Origin of the sequence: Tahibacter amnicola (assembly GCF_025398735.1) — a bacterium.
GTDB classification, from domain to species: Bacteria; Pseudomonadota; Gammaproteobacteria; order Xanthomonadales; family Rhodanobacteraceae; genus Tahibacter; species Tahibacter amnicola.
Genome location: NZ_CP104694.1, coordinates 617,612 through 640,862, shown reverse-complemented (window position 1 = coordinate 640,862; position 23,251 = coordinate 617,612). Strand labels below are relative to the sequence as shown.

The 23,251-nt window shown below is 67.9% G+C and carries 13 protein-coding genes; 5 read left to right on the top strand and 8 right to left on the bottom strand.

What is annotated here, in order from left to right:
• Positions 1-78: 78 nt before the first annotated feature.
• The 4 genes from N4264_RS02605 to N4264_RS02590 all read left to right on the top strand — a co-directional run bounded on the left by N4264_RS02605 (position 79) and on the right by N4264_RS02590 (position 8,167).
• Complete coding sequence (locus N4264_RS02605) at positions 79-3,240, top strand: efflux RND transporter permease subunit (protein ID WP_261695522.1); 3,162 nt, start codon at positions 79-81, stop codon at positions 3,238-3,240.
• A 154-nt stretch (positions 3,241-3,394) separates the two neighbouring features.
• Positions 3,395-4,675, top strand: a complete 1,281-nt coding sequence (locus N4264_RS02600) for a hypothetical protein (protein ID WP_261695521.1) — start codon at positions 3,395-3,397, stop codon at positions 4,673-4,675.
• On the top strand, positions 4,668-5,345 hold the full coding sequence (locus N4264_RS02595; RefSeq protein ID WP_261695520.1) for a hypothetical protein: 678 nt from the start codon (positions 4,668-4,670) through the stop codon (positions 5,343-5,345). Before N4264_RS02600 ends, N4264_RS02595 begins: the two co-directional genes overlap by 8 nt.
• An 8-nt stretch (positions 5,346-5,353) precedes the next feature.
• The gene (locus N4264_RS02590) at positions 5,354-8,167 is read left to right on the top strand and encodes an AAA family ATPase (RefSeq protein ID WP_261695519.1); all 2,814 of its coding nucleotides are present in this window, start codon (positions 5,354-5,356) and stop codon (positions 8,165-8,167) included.
• A gap of 70 nt (positions 8,168-8,237) precedes the next feature.
• Here the strand turns inward: N4264_RS02590 and N4264_RS02585 are convergent, their stop codons facing one another.
• The 5 genes from N4264_RS02585 to N4264_RS02565 all read right to left on the bottom strand — a co-directional run bounded on the left by N4264_RS02585 (position 8,238) and on the right by N4264_RS02565 (position 13,509).
• Positions 8,238-9,788 carry a hypothetical protein gene (locus N4264_RS02585; protein WP_261695518.1) on the bottom strand — a complete coding sequence of 517 codons (1,551 nt, stop codon included), beginning with the start codon at positions 9,786-9,788 and terminating at the stop codon, positions 8,238-8,240.
• Positions 9,755-10,786, bottom strand: coding sequence for a serine/threonine-protein kinase (locus N4264_RS02580; protein WP_261695517.1), 1,032 nt, complete (start codon positions 10,784-10,786; stop codon positions 9,755-9,757). Before N4264_RS02580 ends, N4264_RS02585 begins: the two co-directional genes overlap by 34 nt.
• 44 nt (positions 10,787-10,830) lie before the next feature.
• On the bottom strand, positions 10,831-11,418 hold the full coding sequence (locus N4264_RS02575) for an ECF-type sigma factor (protein ID WP_261695516.1): 588 nt from the start codon (positions 11,416-11,418) through the stop codon (positions 10,831-10,833).
• 175 nt (positions 11,419-11,593) lie between these two features.
• The gene (locus tag N4264_RS02570; protein ID WP_261695515.1) at positions 11,594-11,965 is read right to left on the bottom strand and encodes a VOC family protein; all 372 of its coding nucleotides are present in this window, start codon (positions 11,963-11,965) and stop codon (positions 11,594-11,596) included.
• Positions 11,962-13,509, bottom strand: a complete 1,548-nt coding sequence (locus N4264_RS02565; protein ID WP_261695514.1) for a pyridoxal-phosphate dependent enzyme — start codon at positions 13,507-13,509, stop codon at positions 11,962-11,964. The genes N4264_RS02570 and N4264_RS02565 overlap by 4 nt, the downstream gene beginning before the upstream one ends.
• Positions 13,510-13,621: 112 nt before the next feature.
• On the opposite strand from N4264_RS02565, the gene N4264_RS02560 reads away from it, so the two are divergent.
• Complete coding sequence (locus N4264_RS02560; protein ID WP_261695513.1) at positions 13,622-14,104, top strand: Lrp/AsnC family transcriptional regulator; 483 nt, start codon at positions 13,622-13,624, stop codon at positions 14,102-14,104.
• A 284-nt stretch (positions 14,105-14,388) separates the two neighbouring features.
• Here the strand turns inward: N4264_RS02560 and N4264_RS02555 are convergent, their stop codons facing one another.
• From N4264_RS02555 to N4264_RS02545, 3 genes are all read right to left on the bottom strand, one after another.
• Positions 14,389-15,879 carry a right-handed parallel beta-helix repeat-containing protein gene (locus N4264_RS02555; protein WP_261695512.1) on the bottom strand — a complete coding sequence of 497 codons (1,491 nt, stop codon included), beginning with the start codon at positions 15,877-15,879 and terminating at the stop codon, positions 14,389-14,391.
• Between the two features lie 136 nt (positions 15,880-16,015).
• Entirely contained in the window at positions 16,016-19,357 is a 3,342-nt protein-coding gene (locus tag N4264_RS02550; RefSeq protein ID WP_261695511.1) for a DEAD/DEAH box helicase, read from the bottom strand.
• Positions 19,358-19,572: 215 nt separating this feature from the next.
• The gene (locus N4264_RS02545) at positions 19,573-23,076 is read right to left on the bottom strand and encodes an indolepyruvate ferredoxin oxidoreductase family protein (RefSeq protein ID WP_261695510.1); all 3,504 of its coding nucleotides are present in this window, start codon (positions 23,074-23,076) and stop codon (positions 19,573-19,575) included.
• Positions 23,077-23,251: the final 175 nt, after the last annotated feature.

Here is a 23,251-nt window from a genome sequence, read left to right as displayed (position 1 = left end):
ACGACAGCGCCCCCGGGCGCTGCGTCGCGCGCCGACAGGACATTCGCCGCTGCGTTCGCGCACGGCAAGGAGTACACAATGGATTTCTCGCGTTTCTTCGTCGACAGGCCGATTTTTGCGGCCGTGTTGTCGATTCTGATCTTCATTGCGGGCCTCATCGCGATCCCGCAACTGCCGATCAGTGAATACCCCGAAGTGGTTCCCCCGTCAGTCCAGGTGCGCGCCGCCTATCCGGGCGCCAACCCCAAGACCATCTCCGAAACCGTTGCCGCGCCGCTGGAAGAAGCAATCACGGGCGTGGAGAACATGATCTACATGAAGTCGGTCGCCAGCTCCGACGGCGTGATGACGCTCACCGTCACGTTCAAGACCGGCGTCGACGTGGACCTGGCCCAGGTGCAGGTGCAGAACCGCGTCAGCCAGGCCCTGCCGCGCCTGCCCGAAGACGTCCGGCGCCTGGGCGTCACCACCCTCAAGCAGTCGCCCAACCTCACGATGGTCGTGCACCTGCTCTCGCCCAAGGGCAACTACGACATCACCTACCTGCGCAACTACGCCGTCCTGCATCTGAAGGACGAAATCGCGCGCATTCCCGGCGTTGGCCAGGCACTGATCTTCGGCTCGGGCGACTACTCCATGCGCGTATGGCTGCAACCGGACCGGATCGCCGCGCTGGGCCTCACCGGCGGCGACGTCGTGCGCGCCATCCAGGAGCAGAACCTGCAGGTTTCCGCCGGTTCCATCGGCGCACCGCCGCAGAAGATCGCATCGGAGATGCAGCTGTCGATCAACGCGCAGGGCCGCCTGGTCACCGAGGAGGAATTCGGCAATATCGTCATCAAGGCCGATGAACGCGGCAATGTCTCGCGTCTGAAAGACGTCGCGCGCATCGAGCTGGGGGCGTCCGAATATGCCCTGCGCTCGCTCCTGTCGAACCAGCAGGCCGTGGCGATTCCCATCTTCCAGGCGCCGGGCAGCAATGCGATCCAGATGTCCGATGCGGTACGCGCCAAGATGAAGGAGCTGTCCAGGCAGTTCCCCGAGGGCGTGACCTGGGACGTGGTCTACGACCCGACGGTCTTCGTGCGCGACTCGATCAAGGCGGTCATCACCACGCTGTTCGAGGCGATCGCCCTGGTCGTGATCGTGGTGATCCTGTTCCTGCAGACCTGGCGCGCATCGATCATTCCGCTCCTGGCGGTGCCGGTATCGGTGATCGGCACCTTCGCCGTGCTCTGGATGCTCGGTTTCTCGATCAACGTGCTGACCCTGTTCGGGCTGGTGCTCGCGATCGGCATCGTGGTCGACGACGCCATCGTCGTCGTGGAGAACGTCGAGCGCAACATCGAGGAGGGGCACAGTCCGCTCGAGGCGGCGCATCGCGCCATGCGCGAGGTGAGCGGGCCGATCATCGCGATTGCGCTCGTGCTGTGCGCGGTATTCGTGCCGATCGCCTTCATCGACGGGGTCACCGGCCAGTTCTATCGCCAGTTCGCGGTGACGATCGCAATTTCCACCGTGATCTCGGCGATCAACTCCCTCACGCTGTCGCCGGCGCTGGCCGCGGGCCTGCTCAAGCCGCACGGGGCGCCCAAGGATTGGCTCACGCGCGTGATCGACCGCCTGTTCGGCTGGCTGTTCCGCCCGTTCAACCGCCTTTTCCGCAAGGCCGGCGACGTCTACGCCGAGGGTGGTCGCCCGGCACTGCGGCGCGCGCCGCTGATGGTCGTCGTCTATCTGGTCCTGGTCGGTCTCACGGTGATCGGCTTCCGCGCGGTGCCCGGCGGCTTTATTCCGACACAGGACAAGCTCTACCTCTTCGCCGGCACCAAGCTGCCCGAGGGCGCATCGCTCGACCGCACCGAGAAGGTGATCCGTCGCATGAGCGAGATCGCGCTGGAAACCCCGGGCGTGGCCACCGCCGTGGCGTTCCCCGGCCTGAACGCGATCCAGTTCACCAACACGCCGAACATGGGAACGATCTTCTTCGGGCTCAAACCGTTCCACGAGCGCCAGGGGCTGACCGCCGAGCAGATCGTGCAGCAGCTCAACATGCGCTTCTTCGGCGAGATCAAGGAAGGCCTCGCGTTCGCAGCGATGCCGCCGCCGATCCTGGGGCTGGGCCAGTCCGCCGGGTACGAGATGTACGTGCAGGACCGCACGGGCCTGGGCTACGGCGAGCTTGCAAAGCAGGTTGACGCGCTGACCGGCACGCTGATGCAGACGCCGGGTTTCGAGCGGCCGGTGAGCTTTGCCCAGTCCAACGTGCCGCAGCTGTCGGCGGAAGTCGACCGCACCAAGGCCAAGGAGCAGGGCGTTGCATTGTCCGAATTGTTCGAAACGCTACAGGTATACCTTGGCTCGCGCTACGTCAACGACTTCAACCGCTTCGGACGCACCTACCAGGTGATCGCGCAGGCGGATGCGGGCTACCGTGACGAAGTCAGCGACATCGCCAATCTGAAGACACGCAATGCCGCCGGCGCCATGGTGCCGATCGCCAGCGTCGTGAAGATCGGCAATACGTACGGCCCCGACCCGGTGGTGCGCTACAACGGCTTCCCGGCCGCCGACCTGCAGGGCGGTGCGGATCCACGCCTGGTCTCCTCCGCCCAGGCGATCGCCGGTGCCGGCGCCCTGGCGCAGCAGATGCTGCCCAACGGCATGTCGTTCGAATGGACGGGCCTGAGCTACCAGCAGGTTACCCAGGGCAAGGCGGGACTCCTGGTCTTCCCCCTGTGCGTGCTGCTGGTCTATCTGGTGCTTGCCGCGCTGTACGAGAGCTGGTCGCTGCCGCTGTCGGTGATCCTGATCGTGCCGATGTGCATCCTGTCGGCGCTGACCGGCGTGTGGCTGACCGGTGGCGACAACAATGTCTTCACCCAGATCGGCCTGGTCGTGCTGATGGGCCTGGCCTGCAAGAACGCCATCCTGATCGTCGAGTTCGCGCGCGAACTGGAAATGCGGGAGGGCAAGGGCATTGTCGATGCGGCCCTGGAGGCGTGCCGCCTGCGCCTGCGTCCGATCCTCATGACCAGCTTCGCCTTCATCATGGGCGTGATTCCGCTGGTGCTGGCGCAGGGAGCGGGTTCGGAGATCCGCCAGGCCATGGGCATCACGGTGTTCGCCGGCATGCTCGGCGTCACCCTGTTCGGCCTGTTCCTGACCCCGGTGTTCTACGTGCTGGTGCGCAAGCTCGCCACCCGTGGCCGCCGCCTGGAAACCGCGCAGGCCTATTGATCCGGCGGGGGTTTTCCGTCCCCCCGGTCGTTTTGCACGCCCCGCCCCGCGCGGGGCGTGCCATTTCTGGACAGCGCTGTCCGGAACCTGGGCGCTTGCACCCTCGGGCGGGATGGCCGACCATGCGCGCCGCTGTTTTCTCGCCCGCTATCCGATGTCCGAATCCGACGATCGCCTGCACGAGTACCTGCGCGCCGGCATCGTGGCCAACGATGTACCGGCGCTGTTTCCGCTGCTCAAGGCGCGGGAACTGCTGCGCGCGTTCTCCACCCTGTTCCATGGCGGCGAAGACGCTGTCCTGGTGCGCCTGCTGGTCCTTCGCACCATCGGTGAACGCGGTCACGCGCCGGACTGGAGTCCGCAGGAACTGCGCGAGCACTTCGCCTACATCGACGCCACCAAGCTCGATACGGTGCTGCTGCGTCTGCGCGACAACGGCCTGCTCGCCTGGGAATCGGAAACCCAGCGTTACCGGATCAGCCCCGTCGGCCGGCAGGCCCTCTCGGCACTGAGCCTGCTGCTGCAATTCCAGGGCGAGGGCGAAGAACTGGCTTATGTCACCGCGCAGCTGGCGGCCGGCGAAACCATGGGCCGGGTGGGCACCGAAGATCTGCAACACCTGCTGTCGCGCCTGAACGAGCTGCGCGACGATTTCGACCGCGCCGTGCTGAGCGGTTCCGAACACCGCATTCGCGCCGCCGCTGCCACGCTCAAGTCGGTCTGGCGCTGGGTCGAGAAGGGCACGGAAGTCGTGCGCCTGATTGCCCAGGACGGCGAGATCGATCCTGCCACCCATCGCGTCGCACAGCAGATCGGCCGCGCCCAGAGCGCGATGCTGCGCCAGGCGTCGGTGTTCCAGCGCGCGCTCAACCAGCTCGATCGCCACCGCGTCCATCTGGGCGGCAGCGGCCTGTCCTCATCGGACGTCAACCGCTGGCTGCGTTCGATGGACATCCCCGCACTGGCCGCCGTCGCCGACGGCATGCTGGCCGAACGCCTGGCGCCCGCCTTCATCCTCGGCGATATCGCGCTGGATATCGCCGACTACGAGCTGGTGGAACGCGAACGCGAAGGGGCGGAAGAAGCCGTCGGCCTTCCGCCCGCGCAGGGCGCGCCGGAGGAAACGCGCGAACTCGCCGCATCGGCCGATTTCTCCCTGGCCGAAGCCTGGTACGAGGACCTGGCCAATCTGGCTGGCCCCGTTTCCCTCGCAGCGCTGGTACCGCACGCGGATTTCGCGACCAGCGCCTACCGCCTCTCGCTGCTGGGACTGCTGGGCGATCCGGGCGCGGAATCGCGCGTGGGTGCCCTCGCTGCCCTGGCGCGCCTGCCGCTGCGGCTCACCCTCAGCGGCACGCTGGAAGGGGTCGATGGTGCCGATGTCGGCCAGATCAGCGCCGGCCACCTGCTTTCCGAGGTAGACAAGAATGAGTGACCCGGTCGCTGCACTGATTGCGCGCCTGCTGGCCGAACGCTGGCTGCCGCGCGAGGACGAACTGGCCCGCCAGGCCCTGACCGACGCCAGCTTCCGCGAGGAACTGGACCGCCGCCTCGCCGCGGCGGGACTGCGGCTGCTCGATCACCCCTACGCATCGCATATCGCGGTCGCCGTGGCCAAGGCGCAGGAAGCGGCGGTGTTTGCCGGCCCCAAGGCCTGGGCCGCCACCAACCTCGGCCTGGACCGCGATGCGATCGCGCTGCTGGTGGTGTTGTGGTCTTTGCTGATTCTTCCCAAACGCCAACGCCAGATCACCCGCGTGGAAACCGATCGCGACCAGGACCAGGGCCAGATCTTCGCCGATCTCAAGCCCGTTCCCGTCGGCGAGGAGGTGGCCGAGCCGGTGAGCGAACGCACCCTGCTCGCCGATTTCGGCGACAAGCTGGGCGGCAAGATGCGCATCAACATGAACCTGGGCGTGCTCGCCCGCCACGGTTTCATCGTTCGGCGCAAGGAACGCCTCTACGAGGGCCCGCTGCTGGACCTGGCCTTCGACTACGAACGCACCGCGCGCCGCGTGCTCGACGGCTCGCTGGCCTTCGTGGTGGAGGAATCCCGCCACACCCTGCCCATCGATGACGCCGACGCGCTCGGCGGCGAGGCCTGAGGCCGCATATGTTCGAATTCCGTTCGCTTGAAGTCGTCCACTGGGACTATTGGCAGCGCTTCACCCTGCCGCTGGATTCGGCCATCGTGACCGTGGTGGGGCCCAACGGCTCGGGCAAGACCACCCTGCTGGACGCACTGCGTACGCTGCTGGCGATTGAAGACCGCGAGACCGCGCGCGACTACAAGACGTACCTGCGTCACAACGGCAAACCCTTTGCGTGGCTGCGCGCCGTGGTGAGCAACCGGCCCGACCGCAACGGCCGGCGCCCGTTTTTTCCCATCATGGACGCCGACGTCACGCTGGCCTGCCGGATTCGCAAGAAGGGCGGCGACTGGACGCGTGACTACCAGATCGTGGGCGGCGACACCGGCGTCGAAGCGATCGAATCGCAGGGCGGCGAGTGGCTGGGCCTGCGCGACTACCGCGTACGCCTGGAAGGTGCCGGCCTCACGCGCGCCATCCGGCGCGTACTGACGCTGGAGCAGGGCGCCACCGACAAACTGTGCCAGTACCCGCCGCGCGAACTGCTGCAACTGGTCTGGGATGTCTTTGGCGAGAAGCCCGTGCTGGAGGACTACCAGCGGGCCCGCGGCGAGCAGTTCGCCACCGAACAGGAATTGAAGCAGCTCGGGCAGGACCTCGCGGCGTTGCACACCCGCCTGGAGGCCGCCAAGGCCGACGTGCGCTCCTTCGAGGAGTTCGGCGAGATCCAGCGGGAGCAGCAACGCCTCGAAGTGGAAATAGCTCCAAAAGTCGCATTGGCCGAACTCAAGTCCACGCTCGACGGCGGCCGTCCGCGCCTGCTGGGCCTGCGCCGGGCCCTGCGCGAGGCGCAGCAGCGCCAGCAGCAGCTCGACCAGCGCGAAACCGGCGCCAGCGATCACGTCACCCAGTCGCGTGCCGCGCTCGAGGCCGCGCAGGCGGCAGCCCGCGACGCCGAGCAGCGCTTCCTCGCCGCACGCGACCTGGCCCGCGATATCGAAGGGCTGGCGCGCCGTCATGCGCAACTGGAAGAACTCGCCGCCAGCCAGGGCGGCAGCGACGTCGCGGCCTTGACCCGTGAGATCGAAGCCGGTCGCCGCCGCCAGGCGGAACTGGATCTTGCCGCCGCCGAAGAGCGCCGGCGCGCCGCGGAAATCGGCACGCAGATCGCCGCGCTGTCGACCGGCCAGCGCTACCAGCCCGGCTTCGAACGCGAGTTCCGCCAGGCGCTGGACGACGCCGGCATCGAGCACCGCATGCTGGCCGACAGCGTCGAGGTGACGGATCCGGCCTGGGAAGCGGCGGTGGAAGCCGTGCTCAATCCCTATCGCCATCTCGTGCTGCTCGCCTCGCCGGCGGACGCGAAACGTGCCTTTGCCCTGGGCGAAAAGCACCGCTACCGGCACTTCGTCGTGGCCGACCGCGCCCCGGTGGAGAAGGCCAGCGCCGGCTCGCTACTGGAAGTGTTGCGCTTCTCGGCCGATCCACCGGCGTGGCTGCCGCGCCAGCTCGATCGCATCCGCCGTGTCGCCACCGTGGACGCCGGCGCCAAGCTGCCGCAGGGGCAGGACTGGATCACTCCGACCGGCTACCTGCGCGAACACCGCGGCGGTCGTCACATCGGCACCGACGAACGCCATTTCGGCACCAGCGCACGCCACGGCCGCCTGAAGGACCTGGAGGCCGAGCAGGCGCAGCTGGCGCGACGCCACGCGGAGCGTGAGAAAGAATTGGCCGAGCTGGTGCGCAAGCTCGACCAGGCCCAGGCCCGCCTGCTCAAGCTCGATGCCGCACAGGAACTGGTCACGCGCGCGGCGGAATTCGCCCAGGCCGACGCGGAGCTCGCCGAACGCCAGGCGGACGCCCAGGCCGCGGCGATGGAACTGACCCAGGCACGCGACACCGTCGATCGCCTGCGCGAGGCGCTCAAGCAGGAAGAACTCGATGCCGCCAAGCGGCGCGCCGAGCGCGATGCGCTGGCGCGCGAACTGGGCGAACGGCGCCACCAGCTCGCCCAGGAACAACGCACCCACGTGCGCCGCATCATCGAGTTCCGTCACCAGCGCGGCCTGATGCCGCCGGCCTGGCGCAGCGCGCAGGTGCTGGCCGACGCCCGCGCGGAGTTCGAGACAGCACACGAGGTGCAGCGCGAACTGGAGCGCCTGGCGCATCGCATCGAGCGCGGTGGTTTTGTCACTGATCCGGCGTGCGTGGCCTTGCGCGAAAAGATCGGCGCCGACCACGAGGCACTGGCGACCACGCTGTCACGCCGCGAAGCACACCTGGAACGCGCCCGCCGGATCACGGACGAGGCCCGCGGTGCCTACATCAACGTGCTGCGCGCCACGGTCCGCGCCTACGCGAAAAACCTCAAGGCGCTGGGCGAACTGTCGGGCATCAATGTCGAAGTCGACCAGCCGGAGCTGGCCAACGACGACCTGGCGCTGGCGCAGGCCGGGCTGGTCGTGCGTTTTGATTTTGACCGCAAGGGCTGGATCGGCCTGGACGACGGCGAGGCGTCCGGCGGCCAGCAGGTGATGAAATCCCTGTTGCTGCTGGTGGCCCTGCTGCGTGACGAGACCCACCCCGGCGGTTTCGTCTTCATCGACGAACCCTTCGCCCACCTGGACGTGTTCAATATCGAGAAAGTCGGCGGCTTCCTGCGCGCCACCGAGGCGCAGTACATCCTCACCACGCCGATCACCCACAACCTCAACGTGTTCCACCCCACTGACCTGGTGCTCGCCACCACCAAGCGCCGGCCCAACAGCAGCTGGGCCGAGCCCGTGGCGGTGCTCAAGCGGGCCAATCGGCAGAAGGCGTCGGCGCCCGCCTGACACCCAGGCACGGCGGGCGGTACCTCATCCGCAAGTAGGGCCGCCCGTGCAGACGCTACCGCGTCTGGCGCTATTGCGCGCGTTCGACGCCCAGCTGGTGTGCCAGCGCCGCCTGCTGCTGCCAGCGCGATTTGGCCACGGGCGTCTGCAGCCAGACGTCGAGCGCCAGCTCGTGCGCCAGCCGCTGGCGGTCATCGTCGCTGCCCACGACACCGACGCGTGCGACGGCCAGCGCCAGTGATCCGAGCCGGCCGGTGTCGGAACGACGCTGCTGGGTATCTGCATCGTCCAGCGCCTGTTCCAGTGCCGCCAGCGCGGCCGCGAACGCCTGCTGCCGGTTGAGATACAGGCCGTAGTTCACCCGCGCTTCCAGCAGGGCCGGTGGATCGCCCTGGCGCTGACGATCCAGAATACAGGTGTGGAATTTTTCACTGATGCCGGCCAGATCAGTGGCGGCTTCCGGATCGGGGCAGGCCGTGGTGGCCGCCACCGGCGATGGCGCCGGTGGCGCGACGGGAGCGGCCGCCGGTTTCACCGGCTCCGGCTCCGGCTCCGCCGGTCGCGGCTGCGCGACGGTGGCCACGGTCCGGGTACGCGACAGGGCCGCCAGCTGTTCGAGCGACCGGGAGCCTTCGTCCATGCCGAGTGCTGTGGGCGGCGTTGCCGACGGACCGTAGGCCTCTTCGAGCACGTCGCGTGGCTGGTTGGAACTGTTCTGCCGGAACTGCGCCATCTGCGCGGCGACGGCATCGGGAGAGACACCGCCGGAGACAGGAAGCGTCACCGCCTGTACGGGTGCCGGCTCCGGAGAGGATGCCCGCGCTGGCGTAGACGCGCGGGCCGGCGTTGCCGAACTATCCGGCGCGGCCGCCCCCACTTCGGTACCCGCCGCGGGATCTGCCGACTGGATCTGCCGCGCCACGGCATCCGCGGGATCCAGCAGCGGCAACGATTCAAGCCGCAGCGCCTGAAGGCGGCGTTCCGCTTCGGCACGCTCGCCGCGCGCCCGCAGCAGCGCCACTTCGCGCAGCGCCAGCTGCGCATGCTCGCGCCGCGTCTGGGCGAGCGCGCGGCCGGCACCGATCTGGGCGTCGGCCATGCCCAGGTCGCCCGCCAGGATGGCGACGTCGGCACGCAGGTCATGCAGCACCACGGCGAGCGCACGATCCGGCGCCGCCTGCAGCGCTTCATCCAGCACCTGGGCAGCCGCGGCGAGGTCGCCGGACCGATGATGCGCCTGGGCCAGCGCCAGCAGCGCGAAGGCCCGGTTGCCGGTCTTGCCGGCGTCGCCGTCGGCCACTGAGGTTTCCAACGCGGCTCCGCCGTGGTCGGCAACAGCGTCCTGGGCCGGCATCGCCGGGCGCCGGGTCGCAAAATGGACGATGGCAAACGTGGCCAGAACCGTCACCGCCAGCGGCATACCGATGCGAAGCCACGCCGGCAATGCGTCCTGCCGTGCGCGTGCTGCGCGCTGCGGAACCGGGGCGAGCACGGCGCAGATCTCCTTGACCAGTTCGGCGACGCCGGCCTGGCGCTCGTCGGGCTGCTTGCGCAGCGCACGCGCCACGACCCGGTCGAGCTCTCCGGTCAGCGCCTGGACCAGTTCCCGTCGGTCCGCCACGCCACGTACCCGGGCGCGCGCATCGCCGATCGACGCCGTCGCGGCCTTGATCCGCGCCGAGGGGGCAGCGGAATCTGCTGGAGGATCGTGTTCTCCGCCTGGCCGGCGCTCATTCCGGCCAGCACTAATGGCAATTCACCACAAAGCAATTCGTACAGAAGCACGCCAAGCCCGTAGACGTCGCAGGCGACGCCGGGCCGTTCCCCGGTCAACTGTTCCGGCGCCGCATGATTGGCCGAGAAAAAGCGCTGCGCCGTGGCCGTGCGTTCCACCGGCAGCGGGCCGAATTGCGCCCGGAGCGGCTTGGCGATACCAAAGTCGAGCAGCTTGGGCTGGCCGTCGGCACGGACCAGGATATTGCTGGCTTTCAGGTCGCGGTGAATGATGCCCTGGGCATGGGCGTGCGATACCGCCGAGCACACTTTCAGGAACAGCTGCAGCCGCTGGCGCACCGTCAGGCGGTGCTGGTCGGCATAGGCCGTCAGCGGCAGCCCGTCGACGTATTCGAGCACCAGGTAGGGCGTGCCGTCCGGCAATTCGCCGGCCCCCAGTGCCCGCGCAATGCCCGGATGATCGAGCGTGCCGAGCACCTGGCATTCCAGCTGGAAGCGTTTGCGCAGCGGACCATCGAGCCATTCCGGGCGAATCAACTTGATGGCGACCGCCGGAGCCGCGCCGCCGGCAACCGGCTCCGCAAGATAGACCGTACCCATTCCACCACTGCCAAGGAAAGCGGTGACGCGGTAGTTGCCGATCGTCTTGCCGAGCCACTGCTCCGGGCCCTGCCGCAGCACCGACAGCTGCGGAATCACCGGCGCGGTGGGGCGCTCGGCTTCCAGGGCATCCGCGCGCAGCAGGTCATGGACGCGGCCGGCCATCGCGGGCTCGGTCGCCTCCAGTTCGGCCAGGAAACGCGTGCGCGCCTCCGGCGCCAGCTCGACGGCCTGGAAGAACAGCAGCCGCAGCCGGCCCAGGTCCACGGCCGTCTCACCGGTCATTCGCGAGCCCATGAAAAGGACCACCGGCCATGGGCGTCAGAACGTCAGTCCGCATCGCCGGGACGCGTCGGCGACAGCCGATCGCCGAGCCAGGCGCGGGCAAAGCGCCAGTAGCGCACGACGCTGGCCGTGGAGATTTCGCAGGCCTCGGCGATTTCCTCGGTGGTGAGACCAGAGAAGAACTTCAGCTCGACGATCCGCGCCGAGACAGGGTCATCGCGCTCGAGGGCTTCGAGCGCCTGGTCCAGGGCCAGCAGGTCGACGGCGGGTTCGGAACCGGCGATGTCCTCGGCCTTGTCGAGTTCGACGAAGACCATGTCACCACCACGCTTCTCGCTGGCCCGGGCGCGGGCGAAGTCGATCGCCAGGCCGCGGATGATCCGTGCGGACATCGCGAAAAAGTGGACCCGTCCTTCCCACGGTGTTTCGCGCGCCAGCTGCAGACGCGCGTAGGCTTCGTTGACCAGTTCCGTCGGTTGCAGCGTCAGGCCGTGGCGCCCGCGATGCAGCCGCGAACGGGCCAGTTCACGCAACACGGGATAGACCGCCTCCATCAGGCGGGATTCGGCATCCGTGGCGCCGGCGCGCCAGCGGGAAAGCAGCTCGGTGATCGGTGAATCGTTGGTCGACATTCGGCACGCGCACGGGCGCGACAGCACAGGATGGGCTTGCCGGCCCCCGGCCGGCGCCCGTGCACGGTAGCACGGCCGGTTCCTCAAATCTCGGTCCGGGCCGCGACCGGACCCGCCGGGTCACGCCGCCGCGTGGCGCACACCGGACCACGGCGGCGCCACGCGGCTCTTCGGGCTATGCCGCCTCGGCCCGGTGGCAGACGAACTCGATGTTGTGCCCGTCCGGGTCGTAGACGAAGCCTGCGTAGTAGTTCGGGTGGATTTGCGGCAGCAGTGCGGGCGCCGCGCGGTCGCGGCCACCGCCGGCCAGGGCGGCCTGGTACGCCGCGTCGACCAGCGCGCGATCGGCGCAGTGGAAGGCCACGTGCGGCAGCGGCGTCGACGGGCCACCTTCGCGCAGCCAGAAGTCGAGGGAATCATTGTCGACGCCGAAGCCACGCACGGCGCCATGGACGTGCAGCCGGTAGCCCAGCGGCGCCAGCGCCTTTTCAAAGAAGTCCGCGGAGGCATCCAGGCGTTCGGTGAACAGTTCTACGTGGTCGATCACGGTGCAGTTTCCTTGCAGGTAGATGCAGGCGCTGCCGGCGCGGCATCGCCGAACCAGGTTTCGCGCTGCGAGGGGGTGAGATTGGCGCCGGTAAGCACGGTGGCGACGTGGCGCCCGGCAAAAGACGCACGGGCGGCGAGCACTGCCGCAAGCCCGACGGCCGCGGAAGGCTCCACGCACAGGCCATGGGCGGCATGCAGCTCGCGCATGGCGCGCAGGGTGGTGGCGTCGTCGACGAGTACGACCTCGTCCACCAGTCCGTGCATGTCCGCCAGGGCCTCGGGAATCGGTTGGCGTACGGCGATGCCGTCGGCGATCGTGTCCACGCCGGCATGCGCAACGAGCCGGCCGCCGCGCCAGGAATCGGCCATGGCGCTGGCGCCCTGGCTGCAGACGCCGATCACACGCGTTCCCGGTGAAGCGGCCTTGATCCAGCGCGCCATGCCATTGAGCAGCGCGCCATTGCCCAGCGGCACCAGCACCGCATCGAGTGCCGGATCATCAGCGAACAGTTCGCTGGCAATCGTCCCGGCGCCTTCGCTGATCGCCGCTTCGCGCCCGTCCTCGACCATCAGTGCGCCCGCGGCCGCCGCGGCGTGGCGTGCAATCGCCTTGGCCGCATCGAAATCGCTGCTGGCCAGGCGCACCTCGGCGCCCAGCGCGCGCATCCGCTCCACCTTCTTCGCGTTGGCCGTCGTCGCGGCATAGACGATCACGGCAATGCCGTAGCGCCGCGCCGCATAGGCCAGGGCCTGGCCGAAGTTGCCGGCACTGGCGCAGACGAGCGGGCCGCGTCCGCCCCGGGCGTGGTACTCCGCGAGAAAGTACGTCGCGCCGCGTCCCTTGAAGCAGCCGATGGGATTGTCGGTCTCGTCCTTGAGGGTGACCGTGGCACCGGCGACGGCCGACAGCGGTGCCGACATGTATTGCCGCGATTGCAGGAACACCGGATCAATGGCCGCTGCGGCAGCGCGGATGCGGGAAAGCTGCAGGCGGTGCGCAGGCCGTTGCGGCCCGACCAGGTGCGCACGCCGCGCAATCGGTTGAATCGCGGCCTCGCCAACCGCCCGGTCGGTCATCAGGCAGCCGTCGAGGTGATCGATCTCATGCTGCAGCAGTTCCGATACATCGGCCGGCAACCGTTCCCATGCGCGACGACGGAACTGCGCATCCCGGAACGCCACGCTGATGTGGCGGTGGCGTCGCACCCTCACCACACAGTCGGGCAGGCTGAAGCAGTCGTCCCAGTATTCATCCGTCTCCGCGCTGCGCCAGGTGATTTCCGGATTGACCAGGGCGATCGGCCCGGCACCCAGGTCCATCACGACCAGGCGCCGATCCAGTCCGACCTGCGGCGCTGCGATCGCGCGGCCGTAGCCGTGGCGGTCACGGAACTCACCCAGCGTGGCGGCGAGAACGGCGATATCACGCTCAAGCCCCGCATCCGCTGTGGCCACCGGCGCGCAGCGCCGACGCAGGCGCGCATCACCGTTCTCCAGGACGGGCCAGGGCGCTGCGTACAATGGGGCCGTGGATGGCGGCATGGGGCGTGCTCGTGGCGGAGAAGTCGTCGACAGAGCGTAGGCCACGCGTGCCGTCGCCACGCCGCGTTCGCCTGCCGGCAAATGCGGTTTCGCCGCAATCTCCAGGTGCCGCATGCACGAAAATGAAACGACCGGGCTGGATGCCTTCGACCGCCGCATCCTGGCGCGCTACCAGCACGACACGCAGCTGTCGGCGGCCGCGATCGGCGAGGCCATCGGCCTTTCCGCCGCCGCCGTGCAGCGCCGCCTCAAGCGCCTGCGCGAGACGGGCGTGATCGAGCACGAGATCGCCCAGCTGGCGCCCAAGGCACTGGGCATGCCGGTGACCTGCATCGTGGGGGTGGACCTCGAACGCGAGTCAGCAGCCGACCTTGATCGCTTCCGCCAGAAAATCTGCAGCTTTGCCGAAGTCCAACAGTGCTACTACGTCACCGGCCAGGCCGATTTCATCCTGGTCGTGCTGGCCGCCGACATGGAGTCCTACGAGCAGTTCACCCGGCGCGCCCTGCTCGACGACACGAACGTACGCAGCTTCAGCACCTGCGTGAGCCTGGAACGGGTGAAGGTCGGCCTGGCCGTACCGGTCGAACGATAGCGCGCCGGCCCGGGCACGACGCGCGCTTCGGTGTCATGATACGGCCCAGCCGCCGCCGCTCCGTCCGTGGAGAAGAACGATGTCAGTGACTGTCTGTCCGGTCGCCCTGGCGATCGGCTGCAAGAAATGCCCGATCTTCAAGCTCTGCCCAGCCAAGGGCCTTATCGGCGATTTCCGCCCGGATGCACCCGCAGCCCCCGTCGCCGCACCGCCCCGGCCGACGCGCGCGCGCCGGCCGTCTGCCTCCAAGCGGCGGCCTTCCGCCCGCCGCCGCTGAACGGCTGTTACGGTACCTCGAAGTTGTCTTCGAACAGCATCGTCGTGATCAGGGGATACGCCCCCTTGAACAGGCCCTGGCTTCCGCTGGTCGCACCCGGTGATTGCGGCGTCAGGTAGAACGGCCGACTGAACGAGCGGTTCGGCGTCAGGCGCACCGCCGCCGTGCGGATGCGCAGATCCGGCGCCGCGTAGAAGCGCGGATCGACATTCGTGGAGTGCGCGCCCAGTACCGGGCCGGCGGCGGTGTATTGGTTGTTGTAGTCGATGACATCTGGCGTTGCGCGCACATCGCGTTCGCGGTTGCGGTGGAACTCGGTGTTCTGCACCCGCAGGACGCCGCCTTCCGCACACACGCCAAAGCGGTGCCAGGCAATCGTGTTCTGGAACACGCGCACCTGGGCGGTGGTCTGCGGCTGCACATCGATCCCACAGACACCAATATCGTGCGCCACGTTGTCGCCGGTGATGACACGCCCGACGATGAGGTTGTTGGTCACGTCGATGGTGCCCATCGGGCATTGGCTGCCGTTGCACTCGATCGTGAAGCCCAGGATGCCCGATTCCACAATGTTGTTGCGCACCGTCACATCGCCGTTGACGTAACGGATGCGCAGCGGACTGCGCCCGCGGTATTCCACCAACGCGTGCGTGCCCGGGTGTTCGGCGCGCACCGCGCGGAACACATTGCCTTCGGCCACGATGCGCCCGCCGTCCCAGCCGGAGAGGCCAAACTCCGGATAGGTCGCGTCGATCGAGGGTTCCTGGCCGAAGAACAGCGCCGTCAGGCTGTACCCCTCGAACGTGTTGTAGCCGGCGTAGGCGTCACGGTTGGCGATCTTGAACGACAGGGCCTGGTTGAACACCCCGAAGAAGTAGTTGTGATGCACGCGCGGACGCAGGCTGCCGTAGATGGAGACACCGTAGTCCATCTGCGCGTCGGTGACGCCGACCGGATTGACCCAGTAGGGCTCGACTGTTCCCGGCGTGTCGTTGGGCAGGTACGGATCGAGAAAGGCGTTGCGCGCGATCTCGATGTCCGCGGTATCGCGCAGCGCGACGCCATTGCCGAAGTTGCTGACGAAGCGGTTGTTGACGATGACGAGGTTTGCCAGGCCCTTGCCGTAGATGGCATGCCGGAAATACTGGAATTGCAGGCCCTCGATGCGCGTGCCGTCTGCGGTCCGCCGCGCCAGGTTGAAGCCGCAGGCCGCCGCCGCGGCATCGCCCGCATTGGCGGACAGCGGCGCGTTGGCCGATCCTTGCAGAATGGCGCTGTGGGGTACGCGCGCGGTGAGCGTCAGCCGCTTGAAGATGTCGAGGCAGCCGGTGCGGTACAGCCCGGGCTCGAAGCGGATCTCGTCGCCGCTTGCCGCGGCGTTGATCACGGACTGGAGGTTGGATGTCGGCGTGACAACATGGATGGCCGCGTCAGCCGACGCGCTGGCGGCCATGGCCAGCCCTGCAAAGTGGAAAAGACGACGCAATGTACCTGGCATGACGAACTCCTTGCGCAGCGGCGCTGTGGATGGTCGTGCCTTGGTTCTCGCAGCCCGGAAAGCGGGCGTGCCAGCCGGACGCCCCGGATGTGCCGAAGCGTGACGCTGTTCGCAAAGGTGCGGGCGGCGCGCCCGGCTACATGCCGAACAGCTCGGCGAGATCTTCCTCGTCAAAGCGCAGCGCCTGGGTTGTCCCCCCTTCGAGCACCGCCTGGGCCAGTTCCGCCTTGCGCTGCTGCAGGTCCTGGATTTTCTCCTCGACCGTGCCGTTGCAGATTAACTTGTACACAAAAACCGGCTTGTCCTGGCCGATGCGGTGCACACGGTCGGTGGCCTGCGCTTCCACCGCGGGATTCCACCAGGGATCGTAGTGAATCACCGTGTCGGCGGCCGTCAGGTTCAGGCCCACGCCACCGGCCTTCAGGCTGATCAGGAAGACCGGGACGTCTCCCGTCTGGAAACGCTGGACGAGTTCGGCGCGGTCGCGCGTCTGGCCGGTCAGCGTCTGGTAGGCAATGCCTTCCTCGTCCAGCGCCAACTCGATCAAGCCCAGCATCTCGGCGAACTGCGAGAACACGAGCACGCGCCGGCCTTCCATCGCCAGCTCGCGCAGGAGGTCGAGCAGAAGATCCAGCTTGGCCGATTCGGGCGCGCGCCGGGCGCGCTCGAGCTTGACCAGGCGCGGGTCGCAGCACACCTGGCGCAGCTTCAGCAGTGCATCGAGCACGACAATGCCCGACTGCGCCAGCCCGCGTTCGCGGATTGCCTCGCGCACGCGCTCGTGCTGCGCCAGGCGTAGCGATTCGTAGAGCTCGCGCTGCTTGCCGATCAACTCCACGCCACGTTCGATCACGGTCTTGGGCGGAAGATCGGTCAGGACATCTTCCTTGCGCCGGCGCAGCATCAGCGGCGCGATGCGCTTGTGCAGCTTCTGCTGCCGCTCGACGTCGGCGTGTTTTTCGATGGGCGTGCGGTAGTGTCGCACGAAGGATTTCTCATCCCCCAGAAGCCCGGGCTCAACCGCATCGAACTGCGCCCATAGCTCGCCCAGGTGGTTCTCCAGCGGCGTGCCGGTCATGGCCAGGCGGCGCCTGGCGTCGAGCTCACGCACGACTTTCGCCGCCTGGGTACGGGCATTCTTGATCGCCTGGGCCTCGTCGACGATCAGCAGCGAAAAACGGAAATTGATCAGCTCGTCGCGGTCACGCGACAGCAGCGGATACGTGGTGATCACCAGGTCGTGATCGGGCACCGTGGCGAAATTCGCGTCGCGGGTGGCGCCGTGCAGAATCAGGACTTTCAGGTCCGGCGCAAAGCGCTGCGCTTCGGCGCGCCAGTTCCAGACGAGGCTCGTCGGAGCGATCACCAGCGCAGGATCCGCCAGCTCGCCGCGCTGGCGCATGGCCTCCAGGTGCGCCAGCACCTGCACCGTCTTGCCCAGGCCCATGTCGTCGGCCAGGATGCCGCCCAACCCTGCGCTGCCGAGGAACTCGAGCCAGGCCAGGCCGTCGCGCTGGTAGGGACGCAACGTGGCGCGGAAGCCCGGCGGCTCGGTCACCGGCTTGCGCTCGGCGCCGATGCGCGCCAGCGTGTCTTTCAGGCGCGTGCCGCCACGCCAGGGCAGGGCCGCCGGACCACGCGTGAGTTCTTCCACCACGCCCACCTGCGCCCGGCGCAACTGCAGGCTTTCCTGCACCGCGCCTGCCTCCAGCCACTCCAGCAGGGGCGCGATCAGGGCGCGCACCCGCGCCACCGGCAGCGGCACGCGGCGGCGCGCATCCACCGGCGCCAGCCACACGGCATCTTCGGCTTCCTTGGCGGGGGGCTTCAGCGGGAAAGACGGATCCCCCAGCGCCTTCTGCAGGATCGGCAGCAGGTCGACGCGGTGGCCGCTGATGTCGATGCCCAGCGAGAGGTCAAACCACGCATTGCCGGTGTCATCGATATCCGCATGCCAGGCTTCCGGCGCAGGCAGGATTTCCACCGGCGATTCCGCATCGAATTCCAGCTGGAAGCCGTCGGCCTGCAACCGCAGCGCCAGCGCCAGCAACTGCTCGGGCGGCGCCAGCTCGCTGCGGCCGCGTTCGAGCACGTAGTCGCCCGGCTGAATGGTGCGCGGCTGCACGCCGTGGGCGTAGGCGACATCGATCGCCTCGACCAGCTTGTGGCGGTCAAGCCGTTCGGCGGCGGCCAGCTCGGCACCCCGGTCGCGCACGAATTCGCGGATGCGGTCCGGCGCGCGGCGCCGCTCGTTACGCAGGGCGGGCACGACATCGAAACGTTCGCCGGCATAGTCGAAGGACAGGTGCAGGCAACCGGCGACGTACGATCCGCGCGCGCTGCGGCCCAGCGCGCCGGCCTGCAGTGTCGCCATGCGCAGCACCGGCACGGGGCTGACCTTCACCACTTCGATCGGGCCGGGATCTTCCGGCAGCGGCACGGCCGCCAGCGTCTCGTTCGCCTTCCAGCGGGTACGCAGGACGGCGACCTGCTCCGGCTGCAGCTGCGGCGCGGCGAGCAGGCGCTCGGCCAGGCGCAGATCGCCCTCCACGCGTCCGATCTCACCGGATTCCCCATCCCAGTACCACAGGCCGGCGATCTTCAGGATCACGGTGTTGTCAGCGGTGCCCGCCACGCGGGGTTCGAGCCGCTGCGTGCCGTCGGTCTGGTTGAGCCAGCGCCAGTCGACGCCGCGCGAAGCGCCCAGTCGCAGGGCGCTGCTGCCGGGCTTTCCGAAATAGCACGGCGCGTTGGCCAGCACGTCGAGCAGCCAGGCCTCGTGGCGCGGCGATCCCAGGCAATGCCAGCCCTGCAGACGCGCCATGTCGCTGGGCGCCATGCGCAGCTCGGCGATGCGCAGAAATTCATCGGGCGTGAGCGACCCCCAGGGATCATGACTGCCCGGCGCCGGCTGCACCGGCCGCGGCGACACCAGGCCGCCGCGCTTGCCGTGACGGAACCACACGGCCTGCGCGCACAGCCGCTGCGGCGTGCCGGCGCCGGCCTCGAACAGGAACCCCAGCACGCGCGGCTCCGTTGCACCGGGCGGCGTATCCGCAGGCAGGTTGAGACTGGACAGCCAGTAATCCCACTGGTGCAGGTCCGGATCGCGTGGCGTGGCGGGCGCGAACAGATCCTCACCCGGATCACCGTTGCCCCCGATGACGGCATACAGGCCCACGACCTGCAGCGCGACCGCCGCGACGTGCTTGCAGTCACCCTGCATCGGGCAGGTACAGGCGTTGATGACCTCAACACCCTCACCGCTTTCGCGCAACGCGATGCTGGTGGTGTAGGGCTGCTTGCCGCTGCCCTGGACCTGGCAGGTGATGCGCCCCTGGGCCTTGCCGGCGTGGTAGGTCGCACTGAGCACGCGGCCACGCGCCACGTAGTCGAGGCCGCGCTCGATGATGTGTTCATCGAGATAGTCGGTCAGGTCGAACGACCCCAGCAATTGTGCGAATTGCGACCGATCCATGGACCTCCCGAAGCGCGATGGCGCACCGTTGCGCGACCGCCGGACAGCGCGGCGGAGAAAAGCCGATTATGCGATTTTTCGCGCGCGCTGGGGCGGGGAGTCAATCACGTCCGGCGAATCCCGCGGAACCGGCGCGTGGGCCGGTTCCGGTGGTCGGGATTGTCCCGGGCGACAGCCGGCAGCCGGGCCGCAGACGGCCCGGTCCTGCGTGGCGGTCAGGCAGCGATGCGGGGCGCCTGCGGATTGCGCCAGTCCGACAACAGCGTCTGCCAGTCGGCACGTGCCTTCGCCTCATGCGCTTCCTTGACGTGGCCATAGCCGCGGATGTGCTCGGGCACGCTGGCGATCTGCACAGCCAGTGCATGGTTGTCGCGTTGCAGACCGACCAGGAGTTCGTCGATCGCGACGAAGTAGTCGGCGATCCACTGGCGTTCCATGCGCCGCTCGGCGGTCTTGCCGAAGATGTCGAACGCGCCGCCGCGCAGGCCCTTCAGCTTCGCCAGCAGCTTGAATGCCGTCAGCACCCACGGGCCGTACTCGCCCTTGGTCAGGTGCCCCTCGGCGTCACGGCGTGCCAGGAGCGGCGGCGCCAGGTGGAAGTGCAGCTTGTAGTCGCCCTCGAAGGTGTCCTGCACCTGCTTGAGGAAGGCCGGCTGCGTGTAGAGGCGGGCAACCTCGTACTCATCCTTGTAGGCCATCAGCTTGAAGGCATAGCGGGCGACGGCTTCCGACAGCGCGGTGGAGCCGGGCACGCGCTCGGCTTCGGCGGTGCGCACCTTGTCGACCAGCGCTTTGTACTTTGCCGCATACGCGCCATTCTGGTAATCGGTCAAAAAGAGCATGCGACGCGTGACGGCTTCGTCCAGCGTGCCCGACAGGTGGCTGTCGTCAAAGCCCTGGGTCGGGTCCGACACCCTGGCCTTCGGGCTGGCGGCGTTGACCACGGTCGCCAGGTCGTGCGCCGCCATGCGACCCCAGTTGAACGCGGTACGGTTCATCTCGATGGCGGCGCCATTGAGTTCGATCGCGCGGATCAGCGCGTCCAGGCTGACCGGCACCCAGCCCTTCTGCCAGGCATAGCCGAGCATGAAGAGGTTGGCGGCGATCGAATCGCCCATGAGGGTGGTCGCCAGCGCCGTGGCATCAACCAGTTCCGGCGCTTCGGCACCCATCGCCAGGCGCACGGCGTCGATAATCTGGGCCGCGGGGAACTGCATGTCCGGCCGCGTCGTGAACGTGCCCGGCATGGCTTCGTGGGTGTTGAGCACAGCATGTGTACGACCGGCGCGGATCTTCGACAGCGCCCAGTAGTCGTTCACCACGACCATGTCGCAGCCGAGCACCAGGTCGGCCTCGCCCGCAGCGATGCGCACGGCGTGGATGTCTGAGGGCTGGCGCGCGATGCGCAGGTGGCAGGTCACCGCGCCACCCTTCTGGGCCAGGCCCGTCTGGTCGAGCACGGTGGCGCCCTTGCCTTCCAGGTGAGCGGCCATGCCGAGCAAAGCGCCAATGGTGACGACGCCCGTGCCGCCGATGCCGGTGACCAGGATGTTCCAGGGCTGGCCCAGATCGGTCGCGAAGGTGGGCATCGGCAGGCTGTCGAAGTCCACCTGGCCGGCGCCCTTGCGCTTCTTCAGGCCACCGCCGTGGACGGTGACGAAGCTCGGGCAGAAGCCCTTCACGCAGGAGAAATCCTTGTTGCAGTTGGACTGGTCGATCTCGCGCTTGCGCCCGAACTCGGTTTCCTTCGGCGTCACCGACACGCAGAACGACTTCTTGCCGCAGTCGCCACAGCCTTCGCACACCAGCGAGTTGATGAAGACGCGCTTCTTCGGGTCTTCCATCTTGCCGCGCTTGCGACGGCGGCGCTTCTCGGTGGCGCAGGTCTGGTCGTAGATGATGACCGTGACGCCCGGCGTATCGCGCAGGCGCTTCTGCACGGCGTCCAGCTCGTCGCGATGCAGGAATTCCACGCCTTCGGGGAAGATCTCCGGGCGCGACCATTTTTCAATGTCGTCGGAGAGAACGATGATCGTCCTGACGCCTTCGGAACGCACCTGGTGGGCGATATCCGGCACGGTGAGCGTGCCGTCCACCGGCTGGCCGCCGGTCATCGCGACGGCGTCGTTGTAGAGGATCTTGTAGGTGATGTTCACCTTGGCCGCGATCGACTGGCGGATCGCCAGCGAACCGGAATGGAAATAGGTGCCGTCGCCCAGGTTCTGGAAGACGTGCCTGGTCTCCGTGAACGGCGCCTGGCCGCACCAGGTCGTGCCTTCGCCGCCCATCTGGGTGAAGGTTTCGGTACGGCGGTCCATCCAGGTCACCATGTAGTGGCAACCGATGCCGCCCAGCGCGCGCGAACCTTCCGGCACCGCGGTCGACGTGTTGTGCGGGCAGCCCGAGCAGTAGTGCGCGGCGCGCGGGAAATTGGCGCGGGGCAGCGCCAGTTCCTTTTCCTTCGCCGCCAGGAATGCCAGTCGGTTTTCGATCGTCTCCGACGTGAAGAAGCGCGACAGGCGCTTGGCGATCACGCGCGCGATGCGCGCCGGCGTGAGTTCGTTGGTCGAGGGCAGGATCCAGTTGTCCTCTTCGTCGTACTTGCCGACGATCGACGGACGCGTGTGGTGATCCCAGTTGTACATGTGTTCCTTCATCTGCGATTCGATGAAGGAGCGCTTCTCCTCGACAACGATGATGTCCTCGAGGCCGCGCGCAAATTCGCGGATGCCGATCGGTTCCAGCGGCCAGGTCATGCCGACCTTGTAGACACGGATGCCGATATCCGCCGCGTCGCGCTCGCCGATGCCCAGGTATTCCAGCGCCTGCAGCACGTCGAGATAGCTCTTGCCGGTGGTGACGATGCCCAGGCGCGCCTTGGGCGAATCCATCACGGTGCGGTCGATGCGGTTGGCGCGGGCGAAGGCCACGGCCGCCTGCACGGCGTACTGGTGCAGGCGCATTTCCTGCTCCAGCGGCGGATCCGGCCAGCGGATGCTCAGGCCGTTGGGCGGCAGCACGAAGTCGCTCGGGATGACGATGTCGAGCTGATGCGGATTCACATTCACCGAAGCCGAGGATTCAACCGTCTCGGCAATCGTCTTGAAGCCGACCCAGCGCCCGGTGAAACGCGACATGGCCCAGCCGAGCATGCCCATGTCGAGAATGTCCTGCACGCCGGCCGGATTGAGCACCGGCATCATCGCGGACACGAATTCCAGCTCGGAACCGTGCGGCAGCGTGGACGAGCGGCAGGCGTGGTCATCGGCCGCCAGGCACAGCACACCGCCGTGCCTGGAGGTACCGGCCGCGTTGGCGTGCTTGAACACGTCGCCGCAGCGATCAACGCCCGGGCCCTTGCCGTACCACATGGCGAAGACACCGTCGTATTTCGCGCCCGGGAAGAGGTTGGCCTGCTGCGAACCCCACACCATCGTGGCGCCGAGGTCTTCATTCAGGCCCGGCTGGAACTCGATGCTCGACGACTTGAGGTGCTTGCGCGCCTTCCACAGCTCCAGGTCGAAACCGCCCAGCGGCGAGCCGCGGTAGCCAGAGATGAAACCCGCGGTGTTCAGCCCGGCGGCGCGGTCGCGCATCTGCTGCATCAGCGGCAGGCGTACCAGCGCCTGGACCCCCGACAGATAAATGCGTCCTTCGCTACGTGTATACTTGTGCTCTAGGCTGTAGTCGCGATCGATCTGGATGGCTGGCACGGACATGCTCGTTGACCCGGTAGCGAGCTAGGGAAGATGTCAAGTTTATCCTTGGCGCCGCCGCACTACGATGCCGTCAGGTCCGGACAACTGTGCGCTAAGTGCCTGAGTTTGCGTGACCCGTCGCTGCACTGCAGCACGCAAACCGTCCAGCCCGCTTTGGTAGTCGAGCAGGCAACAC